The 10,423-nt window shown below is 57.9% G+C and carries 7 protein-coding genes and 1 pseudogene; 1 reads left to right on the forward strand and 7 read right to left on the reverse strand.

Annotated features, from left to right (window positions below; genetic code table 11):
* Positions 1-3: 3 nt before the first annotated feature.
* A complete protein-coding gene (locus tag H5T64_11810) occupies positions 4-2,445 on the forward strand; it encodes a phenylalanine--tRNA ligase subunit beta (GenBank protein MBC7265023.1) in 2,442 nt (813 codons plus the stop codon).
* 16 nt (positions 2,446-2,461) lie between these two features.
* Here the strand turns inward: H5T64_11810 and H5T64_11815 are convergent, their stop codons facing one another.
* The 7 genes and pseudogenes from H5T64_11815 to tgt form a co-directional block, all read right to left on the reverse strand.
* A complete protein-coding gene (locus H5T64_11815; GenBank protein MBC7265024.1) occupies positions 2,462-3,850 on the reverse strand; it encodes an MFS transporter in 1,389 nt (462 codons plus the stop codon).
* 19 nt (positions 3,851-3,869) lie between these two features.
* Entirely contained in the window at positions 3,870-4,481 is a 612-nt protein-coding gene (cysC, locus tag H5T64_11820) for an adenylyl-sulfate kinase (GenBank protein ID MBC7265025.1), read from the reverse strand.
* A gap of 4 nt (positions 4,482-4,485) precedes the next feature.
* Positions 4,486-5,889 carry an alkaline phosphatase family protein gene (locus H5T64_11825; protein MBC7265026.1) on the reverse strand — a complete coding sequence of 468 codons (1,404 nt, stop codon included), beginning with the start codon at positions 5,887-5,889 and terminating at the stop codon, positions 4,486-4,488.
* Between the two features lie 69 nt (positions 5,890-5,958).
* Positions 5,959-7,110, reverse strand: a pseudogene (gene sat, locus H5T64_11830) (sulfate adenylyltransferase).
* 199 nt (positions 7,111-7,309) lie between these two features.
* Positions 7,310-8,122, reverse strand: coding sequence for a phosphate ABC transporter substrate-binding protein (locus H5T64_11835; protein ID MBC7265027.1), 813 nt, complete (start codon positions 8,120-8,122; stop codon positions 7,310-7,312).
* A 20-nt stretch (positions 8,123-8,142) separates the two neighbouring features.
* Positions 8,143-8,952: an undecaprenyl-diphosphatase UppP gene (gene uppP, locus H5T64_11840; GenBank protein ID MBC7265028.1), complete on the reverse strand. Its 810-nt coding sequence runs from the start codon at positions 8,950-8,952 to the stop codon at positions 8,143-8,145.
* Positions 8,949-10,121: a tRNA guanosine(34) transglycosylase Tgt gene (gene tgt, locus H5T64_11845; protein ID MBC7265029.1), complete on the reverse strand. Its 1,173-nt coding sequence runs from the start codon at positions 10,119-10,121 to the stop codon at positions 8,949-8,951. The genes uppP and tgt overlap by 4 nt, the downstream gene beginning before the upstream one ends.
* Positions 10,122-10,423: the final 302 nt, after the last annotated feature.

Genomic DNA, 10,423 nt, shown 5'->3' on the forward strand with positions numbered 1-10,423 from the left:
GAGATGAGAGTGCCACTCCGCTGGCTGAAAGAATATGTGGATATCACCTGGCCGATCGAAAAACTTGCCGAGCGCCTGACCTTGGCCGGACTGGAAGTAGCGGCCATCGAACGCATCGGCGAGGAGTGGGACCCCGCCAAAATTCGGGTGGGTCAAGTAGTGGATGTGAGCCCTCACCCTAATGCCGACCGACTCACCCTGGTAACAGTGGATTACGGCGCAGCAGAGCCTATGACCGTGGTCACTGGCGCGCCCAATCTCCAAATAGGCGACCGGGGGCAGAAAGTAGCCTTCGCGTTAGCCGGGGCTCGGCTGATTGACGGCCATGCAGAGGGGAAAAAGTGGGTCGAATTGAGGCCCAGTCGCATTCGCGGCGTGCTTTCGGCAGGCATGGTTTGCTCAGAGAAGGAACTAGGTCTATCAGACTACCACGACGAAGTTATCATCCTACCCGATGATGCCCCGATGGGGGTGCCTTTACGCGATTACCTGGGGGACGTGGTGCTCGATCTAGACCTAACACCCAATCTGACCCACTGTTTTTCCATCGTTGGCGTGGCCCGTGAGGTGGCCGCTCTTACCGGTGCCAAAGCCCGCATCCCGGTACCGAAAGCGAAGGCCACCGGCCCCGCGATAGGGGGGCAGATAAAAGTGAGCATTGCCGACCCCAACTTGTGTGCGCGGTACAGCGCCGCCTTGGTGCGCGATGTGAAGGTTGGCCCATCTCCGCTGTGGATGCAACACCGCTTGCGCCTGGCCGGGCTGCGCCCCTTGAACAACGTGGTGGACATCACCAACTATTGCATGTTGGAATGGGGCCAACCTTTGCACGCCTTCGATTACGATCGCATCCGCGGCCAGACGATCGTTGTCCGCCGCGCCAGGCCAGGCGAGCGCATCACAACCCTGGATGGGCAGGAACATGTGCTGGATCCAGAGATGCTGCTCATCACCGATGGAGAGGGCCCAGTGGCGGTGGCTGGAGTGATGGGTGGATTGGAAAGCGAAGTGACGGAGAAAACAACGAACGTGCTCATCGAGGCAGCCAATTTCAACAACATCAGCGTGCGCCGCACCTCACAATTGCTCAAAATACCCAGTGAGGCTGCCATGCGCTTTGGCAAAGGCGTGGACCCGGAACTGACTGTAATCGCGCTTGCCCGCGCTGCCGAACTCATGCGCCTGCTCTGTGACGGTGAGGTAGCCGATGGCTTCGCTGATGCCTACCCAGTGAGATCATCAGTGAAGCGCATCTCCATTACCGCGCGCGAAGTAAGGCGTATTTTGGGCATAGAACTCAGTGTGACACGCATCGCCGAACTGCTGTCCGCGCTCGAGTACCAGTGCGATGTTATAGGTGATGAGGTGCATGTCACGCTTCCCACCTACCGGCTCGATGTCTCCATCCCCGCGGATCTCATCGAAGATATCGCCCGGCTGATTGGCTACGACAACATCCCTATGACCCTGATGAGCGACGTGTTGCCGCCCCAGCGCGATAACCCGCGGCTGGAACTGGAGGAACGCATCCGCGATATCCTGGTGGGTGTGGGCTTGGATGAGGTGATCACATACTCACTGACCAACCTTCGCAGTGTCGCCCTCTTGTCGCCTGGGGGTGAGGAAGGGTTTCCTCAAGAGGACTACATCCGCATTGCCAATCCTCTTACGCCGGAGCGAGAGTATATGCGGCGCACGCTTATGAATTCGCTCCTGGAAACGCTACGCCACAATTTGCGCTATACAGACCGCATCGCGGTCTTCGAGATCGGCAGGGTGTATTTACCAGTGCCTGGCGAGCCATTGCCACAAGAACCACGTCGCCTCGGCATAGCCATGACGGGGCCGCGGATGCCACGCTCCTGGATGGAAAGTGCCCCATCGGATGTGGACTTCTACGACCTGAAGGGCGTGGTGGAAACGCTCCTGGCCCGCTTGGGCCTGGTGGGGGCCTACGAGCCAGTTGGCCATCCTACCTTGCAGCCTGGCCGGACAGCGAAACTCAGCGTGGGTGGCGTGAATATAGGCGTGCTCGGCGAGGTGCACCCTGTAGTACGGTCGCAGTTCGACCTGCCCGAGCGGACGGTCTGCCTGGCCGAATTCGACTTAGAGGCGCTGGAGGCTCAAGTCCCTGCCGTGCGCTATTATCAAACGTTATCACGCTACCCGGCGGTAGTGGAGGATTTGGCAATCGTCGTGGACGAATCCATACCAGCGGCCAAGGTGCGGGAAGTGATTGTAGAGGCGGGCGGGGAATTATTGCGCGGGGTCTCTCTCTTCGACCTGTACCGTGGAGACTCGATACCTGCGGGCAAGAAGAGCCTGACCTTTTCGCTCACTTATCAATCCTTGGAGCACACGCTTACCGACAGGCAGGTGCAGGCGATTCGGGAACGCATCATCAAACGACTGGCGAAGGAACTAGGCGCTAAGTTGCGGGCTTAGTGGGTTCATCTTACGCCTACTGAGCGACCGTTTCTAACCCTTCTGTTTTCCCTTGATGCAACTTTTCCAGCGTGGCTTTCAGTTCGATGACCCTCTCTTTGTCCAGTGGATAGTACCGCAATGCCGCCACGAAAACCACTAGGGCAATGAGTGGCAAGAGACTCATCCCCAGCCGGAGACCCCAAACGACAGAGGCTGGCTGGGGCGTTACCTCAGGAGTATAACCACTTAAGCCCAGGACCAAAGACGTAGAGCCACCAACCAGAACCATCGCCAGTCGCTCGACAAAGGCATTCACCCCAAAATAGTTCCCTTCCCGGCGCAGGCCAGTGCGAAGTTCATCTTCATCAATCACGTCGCTGAGCAAGATTTCCCTGACCAAGGTGATCCCGGAGTTGGCAGCACCCACCAGGAGCATCATCACCAAGGCTTGCGGCAGGTCCCTGACCACCAGGACGAGCGACATGAAGATCACAAATAGACTCACGGCCAGGGCAAGGGTCCCTTTGGAGCCTAGGCGGAGGGCCACCTTTCGCCACACGGGGTAGAACGCCATTGAGGTGACGAACATCCCCAGAAACAAAAGGCTCATCTGCTGTTCGCCAGCGCCAATGATGTACTTGGTGAAGAAGGGCACCATCGCCGAGAGCCAGCTCCAGATGTAGCAGATCATCAGATTGGCTCCCACAAAGGTTAGGAACGAGCGGTTGGTGAGTGTTGCTCTGAAAGCGGGGAAAAGGGGCATTGCTTCTCTTGAGGTGAGTTCTTTCCGTTCCCTGCTCCCTAACAGGGAAATCCAAAAGGCTCCAGCGCCAACGAGTCCCAGCACAATGCCTGCTCCCGTCCATCCCCGTAAGGTGCCCACTCTCTCGGCGAGAGATGAGGTGATCAGAGGGGTTACGGCCAGGGCACACGCAGAGCCGATCATGGCCGCTAACTGGCGATAGATGGAGACCTCTGTCCGCTCTTCCAATTTCAGATACATCTCGGGGAAGAGGGCGATGTAGGCCACGCTCGTGGCAGTGTACACCAGGTCAAAGAGGGCAATCACAACGGCAAAATAGAGGAAAACGCCGAGATGCGAGGGAGTGGCAAGGGGTTGTCCTCCCAAGGGTGGGGACCAAACGAGCACAAAACAGAGAAATGTGAGTGGAGCACCGAATAGAATGTAGGGGATCCGGCGCCCCCAGCGGCTGCGGGTGCGATCCGACAAGTATCCGACCAGAGGGTCATTGATGGCATTCCACACGCCGTAGGAGATGGCGAAGGCCAAACTCACGAACCCCGGTGCGAGACGAACTACGTCCGTATAGAAAAAGATCAGATAGGTCCCGATGGTGTGGAAGAAGAGGGCTGTTCCCAGATTACCCAGGCCGTAGGCGATCTTTGCCAGTCTGGTCTTCATGGTATCCACCTCCTCCTGGCTATTCGATGTAGCCCAAAGCCCTTAATCGGTCCTCGACGACCTGCTGCTCGTCGTGGGTGTATACATCTGCTGATTTTACTGGGGGAAGGTAGCCCAATTCCTCCAGTTTGGCAACGATTTTGGCAACGCTCTCCTCGGGCGTCTCTTTGTCGCTCTCAATCACGATTTCGGGGTGGAGCGGTTCTTCATAGGGATCTGACACTCCCGTGAAGCCCTGAATTTCTCCGGCCAAAGCCTTTTTGTACAGCCCTTTTACGTCACGCTCCATTAACACGTCGAGCGGGCATTTGACATAAACTTCAACGAAGTCCTGGATGGTGGCGCGTACCTCGTCGCGCACGGCACGGTAGGGCGAGATAGCGGCGGCGATGGCTACAATGCCGTTGCGTGTCAGAAGGTGGCAGACGAAGCCAATACGACGGATGTTGGTGTCGCGATCCTCCTTGCTGAAGCCCAGGCCCTTGCTCAGGTTCTGGCGCACGATGTCTCCATCCAGCAGTTCTACTTTGAAGCCCCGCTCTCGCAGGATGCCTTCCATGCGTCGCGCCAGTGTGGATTTGCCAGAGCCAGAGAGCCCCGTGAACCACAGAGTGAAGCCTTTGTGTCCCATTCTCTCACCCGCTACCGGGGATGACCTTCCCCTCCCAGTCGGGGGGAATTGGCAGCCCGTAAATGGCCAACACGGTGGGTGCAACGTCTAAAATGTCCAGCCCTTTTATCTCGCCGCGGGCTTTGAACCGTGGATTGTGCATGATGAAGATGCCCTCTTGCGCATGGTTGGCATCGTCTGGCCCCAGGTCGTTCTCGAACGTGTATGCGGAGCCGTGACCCACACTTCCCACCGAGCGCCAGTCCAGATCGCCGAAGTAAATGATCAGATCGGGGGGGATGCCTTTGTAGCCTTTGCCATACGCCTTCTCCGGCGTGAACACGCGTGTGCCAATATTGCGCCCTTGTGGGTCCGTGATGGCCTCCAGTTTGGCAGTCAGTTCTTCGCGCACGCGCTCGTAATCTGCCGGGGGAATTGTGCCCTGCGGCTCACGCCCGGCCACGTTCAAGAAGAGCCGCCCGTAATAGCCTCCCGCGCCCCATGCCTTCGTGCGCCCCCAATCTATTTCGACTTTCTCGATGGGGGTGATGCCATTCGGCTCCTCGCGCAGTGTAAGGTATCCTTCCTGCCGCAGCCATTCGTTGATGCAAATTCCGCCGACCATTCTCTTCGCCCCATGATCTGAGACCACGATGACCACTGTCTCCTCAGGCACCAGAGCAAGTATCTGCCCGATTTCGCGATCCAGGTACTGATAGTATTCTTTGATCGCGTTGGCATAGGGATTGCCCGGCTGGTGTTTAGGGTGCGAAGGATCGAAGTATTTCCAGAAGCCGTGGTGGATACGGTCCGGCCCCATCTCTACCCACATGGCGAAATCCCATTCCCGGGTGGTCAAAAGTCGCTTCACTACTCTAATGCGCTTCTCAGTCATGAGGTAGATCTGCTGTAGAAGGTGATCTTTGTCTTCGGTGCGGAAGTTCTCCACATCTAACATATAGCCGCCTGAGATTTCCTCGACTTCGGCTTTCAGTTCGGGAGGGTAGGTGTACCGGTTCTTGGTGCTCGGGGTGAGAAAATCGCTGACCACCAGGCCGTTCACTGGCTTGGGCGGATAGGTCTGTGGTACACCGATGAGGATGACGCGCCGGGCGTCACGCGACAGAATGTCCCACACGGTATCCTCGGTAACAGCCTTGGAGTTGGCGATGGTCATGCGCTCGTAAGAGTAGTCGGCCCGGTTGCGGAAGCCGTAGAAGCCGAGCCTGCCCGGGTTCTTGCTTGTGGCCATGCACATCCAAGCGGGGACAGTGATGGGTGGGATCGTGCTGTTCAGCCGGCCCCATATGCCGCCCTCCATCAGGCTTTTGAAAGTGGGCAGTTCGTCGCGCCATTGCTCAAAGACCAATTGAGGGGTCATACAGTCCATACCGAGGATGAGCACTTTGGCGCGCTGGCTGGCAGTCATTGTTGAGCCCTGCCTGTGGAGTTCGGCTGGCTTCTTGGCTGTCGGTGGAGAGCCGCTCCCACGAAAGCCTTCGACCAAGATCCGAGCCACTTCGGGGCGCGTGAATTCCGGTGGCGGGGCTTCGCCCCGCATCAACATCTCGCGCACCTGTGTCCCGCTGAACACAATGTGGTCACTTGGTTGGTGGGGACAGGTCTTGGAGGAGACCACACCACCACATTTGCGACAATAGAAGGTGTTCTCAAAGAACATAGGGACGATGCCCAACTCTTCGGGTTTGAACTCATCGAAGATCCGTTGCGCGTCGTAGGTGCCGTAGTAGTTGCCGACCCCGGCGTGGTCGCGGCCGACGATGAAGTGTGTGCAACCGTAGTTCTTGCGTGCCAGGGCGTGGAAAATGGCCTCGCGGGGCCCGGCATAACGCATCGCCGCGGGGTAAACGCCCAAGATGACCCGGTCAGGCGGGTAGTAATCGCGCAGCAGGCTTTGGTAACTGCGAATCCGCACCTCGGCAGGGATGTCATCGGGCTTGGTCTCGCCAACCAGTGGGTGTAAGAAAAGACCATCCACTATCTCTAAAGCCGTCTTCTGGATGTACTCGTGGGCCCGGTGAACGGGGTTGCGGGTCTGGAAGCCAACGATGGATCGCCAGCCACGGGAAGCGAACATGCGGCGGCTCTGAGCCGGATCGTGTCGCAATTCAGGAAACTCCACATTGGAGGGGCGGTTGATCAGCCAGATGTCCCCGGCTAACAGTACTTCTCCCTGCTCGTAAAGTCGCTTCACTCCTGGGTGTTTGGCGTCGGTGGTGCGATAGACCATCTGCGCTTCGCGCACTTTGTCGTAAGTGTATTTCTCGCGTAGTTCGAGAATGCCCATCAGATGTCCGTTCGCCTCGACCAAGGCCACCTCTTTGCCTTCTCGGAGCCCCTCTGCCACTTCCTTCGATACAGGAAGGGTGATGGGTATGCTCCACACCAATCCATTGCTAAGACGCATGTCCTCAACAACGGAGTGATAGTCCGCCGAACCTAAGAAGCCGGTCAACGGGCTGAACGCGCCAACGGCGATGAGTTCGAGATCGGAGATAGCGACCGGGGTCAGTGTAACGGAGGGGAGATCCCTGGCCCGGTCTATGGCTGCTTCTCGTTCATCCCCGCGCAGCACCCGATCAATCAAGGTGCCGCCATGGGGTGCAATGCTCTCGATCTGTTCGGTCATTGCTCTCCTTTTTCGCGGATATACAGAACGGTTCTCTGATACGGTTCGGGACACTTGTACGCCGCCTGATTCGCTGGGACTTCCTCCCAGCAATGCGGCGGCGTATCACCCATTTCTATCTTACCACAACTTTCAATGGCTGCCAAATGCCCGGCGGGCACCCGGGTACTGATTGGTTTCGCCACTCGCTTGCGCTGGGTTATGGCATCTTCTGCAACGGAAGACAACTCTCGCTTATGATCTGTTGCCCAGCGGGGCTGAGCACAAATCCCACGAAATCTGCTACGACGCGAGGCGGATCTGCATGCGTGACCAGCAGCAAGGGCAGGGTGAGGGGATAACTGCCGTTCCCCAAGTTGGACGGCATGGGATCTACGCCCTGGATGCGGATGGCTCGCACGCGTGGGCCCAATAGACTACTTGGCAGGTAGCCCAGGGCATTCTGATCTGCCGCGATTGCATCATACACTGTGTCGGACCCAGTCGCTACCAGAGCCGTCCGTGTAACACGCCGCTCTCCCATCACCTGTGATTCGAAGGCAGCCCGAGTTCCTGAACCATCCTCGCGGCTGATGATCTGCACCGGTGTGTTCTCGCCACCGACTTGGCTCCAATTCAAAATATCACCGGCAAAGAGAGCATGGATCTCACTAAGGGTGAGATCGTGTACGGGATTACTTGGATTCACCACGATGGTGATACTATCGTAGCCGATGGGCACGATACGTAGGCCGGGTGCTTCTTCCTGTGTGAGGGGCCCAGAGACCAGGGCAATATCCACATCCCCTCTCAGGAGCGAGTGCAGGCCAGCCTTGGAATTTGTCTCTTCTATATCAACGGTTATGTGCGAGTGTTTCTGCGTGTAAGAGTTGGCTACGCTGCGCAAGAGTTTGGCCACAGCCTCGGATCCGCTCATTCGCAGGTGCATGGGGGTGGCGGTTTTCACTCCCGCGCTGCAACTGGCGAGCAACAGGGCCAATATCCCCATCCATAAGATGCGTCGTGCTCTCACTGCCCTTTCCACTCGCCTGATCAAGGTCGGGTCAGTATCAGGCCGATCACTCCCATGGCCCAGCAATAAACGCTGAAGATGTACAGCCGTCCGGTGCGCAGGTAGCCTAACAGAAACCGGATGCAGAAATAGCCAGTGCACAAGGCAGCGACGAATCCAACCATCAGGGAGGGGGCCTGGCGCAGAGGATTGCTTTCGCCCATTAGGTCCAGCAACTGTTTAGCGCCAGCGCCAAGGATGATGGGCGTGGCCAGAAGAAACGAGAAGCGAGCCGCTGCCTCGCGCTTAAGTCCGCATAGAAGACCAACGGACATCGTAGCACCAGTGCGGGAGATGCCGGGTGCAATGGCCATCGCCTGGCCGATACCGATCAGGAGCGCGCTGGGTGCATCCAATTCCTCCGCGTCGCGCGATTGTCTACCGGACCACTCTGCCAGCGCCAATAATGTCCCCGTAACGATCAGCAAGAGCGCTACCCAGTGAGGGGAGCCAAAAAGTTGCTCGAATCTGCTCTCGAAAAGCGCACCCAGCACGGCGGCGGGGATTGTGCCCAGGATGAGGAACCAGGCCAGCCGAGCCTCTGGGCTGCTGGGGTCCCGTGTCTGTAGGCTCCTTACCCAAGCGCGTATCAACTGCCTGAAATCACGTTGGAAATGCAAGAGGACTGCCACCAGGGTGCCCAGGTGCAACGTGGTGTCAAATGCCAGTGTCGGGTTGGGCCAACTGAGCAGCCAGGGCAGCAAGACCAAGTGACCCGAACTGGAAACGGGGATGAACTCGGTTGCGCCCTGAACAATACCGAGAACGAGCGCCTGGAAGAGATTGGTCATCGTGTCCTCCCTGCCTTTCTGCTCCCGCGTCGCTGGCGGTTCGCCTCGCGCACGGCGTCATCAATAATCGGATAGGATGCCAAGAACGCTTCCTTCAGGGCAGTGAAGGTGCCATCCAGAATCGACTGGCGGATATCGCGCACCAATTGTAGCAGAAAATACACATTATGCAGGCTATTCAAGTGCAGGCCCAACAGCTCATCGGCCTTGACGAGATGGCGTAGGTAAGCACGTGAGAAATTGCGGCAGGTGTAGCACCCACAGGATTCTTCAATCGGGCGTGGGTCCTCAGTGAACTCGGCATTGCGCAAGTTCAGCCGCCCTTGCCGAGTGAAGACAGCCCCGTTCCGTGCCAATCGGGTGGGCAAGACGCAATCAAATACGTCTATTCCGCGAGCGATGGCCTCAAAGATGTCTTCCGGCGACCCCACACCCATAAGATAGCGCGGCCGGTCGGCCGGCAAAAGGGGCACGGTCAGGTCCAACATAGCCAGGGTTTGTTCTTTGGGCTCGCCCACGCTCAATCCCCCAACGGCGTATCCGTCGAACCCCAGGCTCGTGATGAAGGCGGCGCTCTCACGCCGGAGATCGGGGAAAATGCCCCCTTGTACGATGCCGAAAAGGGCTTGATCGCGTCGGGTGTGGGCCGCCAGGCAGCGCTCCGCCCAAAGATGTGTGCGCCGCATGGCCGCCACATTGTACTCGTAGTCGAAAGGCACGGGGCATTCGTCCAGGGTCATGATGATATCCGCGCCAAATTGCTCTTGCAGGTGGATGACTTTCTCCGGCGTGAAGATGTGCTCTGAGCCATCGATGTGGGAGCGGAATCTCACACCCTCATCGCTGACGGCGCGTAGGTCCTGGAGGCTGAACACCTGGAAGCCACCGCTGTCGGTCAAAATGGGGCCATTCCAGGCCATGAAGCGGTGTAGGCCGCCCAATTTCTCGATCACGTCGGCCCCGGGGCGCAGGTACAGGTGGTAGGTATTGGCAAGGATCAGGGTGGCGCCGATTTCCTCAAGATCTCGCGGCGACAGGGTCTTCACCGTAGCCTGTGTGCCTACAGGGGCGAAGGCGGGGGTGGGTATCTCGCCATGGGGAGTATCTATGAGTCCCACCCGGGCCCGGCTGTGAGCGTCTGTCGTCAGCAACGTGAATTGGATGCTCATACTTTACATTATAACACACTCGACCGGCAAAGAAAAATCTTTTTCCGAGAATTGGTACGAAAGGGTGCTGTGCCAGCACATGGTATCCACTCCAAGGGCCTAGTTCAACGGCGACTTTGTCGAGCATAAAAGGTACGACCAACCTGATGTTCTCATCGATCTCTGGCAATTGCTCCTTGAGGTGGGCAAAAGGTGTTTGGTAGCCCAGGGAGGAGTGTTCTCGTACGTTGTTGTAGTAGTAGAGATAGCCCAGGGCTTCGTCGAGCAAATCCCGCTCGCTGTGAATAGCAAGCGCTCTGGGG

The organism is Chloroflexota bacterium (assembly GCA_014360825.1).
Lineage (GTDB): Bacteria > Chloroflexota > Anaerolineae > UBA2200 > JACIWT01 > JACIWT01.

Coding starts and splice junctions, on each gene's coding strand:
- H5T64_11810 (MBC7265023.1), top strand. CDS start 4: ATGAGAGTGCCACTCCGCTGGCTGAAAGAATATGTGGATATCACCTGG.
- H5T64_11815 (MBC7265024.1), bottom strand. CDS start 3,850: ATGAAGACCAGACTGGCAAAGATCGCCTACGGCCTGGGTAATCTGGGA.
- cysC (MBC7265025.1), bottom strand. CDS start 4,481: ATGGGACACAAAGGCTTCACTCTGTGGTTCACGGGGCTCTCTGGCTCT.
- H5T64_11825 (MBC7265026.1), bottom strand. CDS start 5,889: ATGACTGCCAGCCAGCGCGCCAAAGTGCTCATCCTCGGTATGGACTGT.
- uppP (MBC7265028.1), bottom strand. CDS start 8,952: ATGACCAATCTCTTCCAGGCGCTCGTTCTCGGTATTGTTCAGGGCGCA.
- tgt (MBC7265029.1), bottom strand. CDS start 10,121: ATGAGCATCCAATTCACGTTGCTGACGACAGACGCTCACAGCCGGGCC.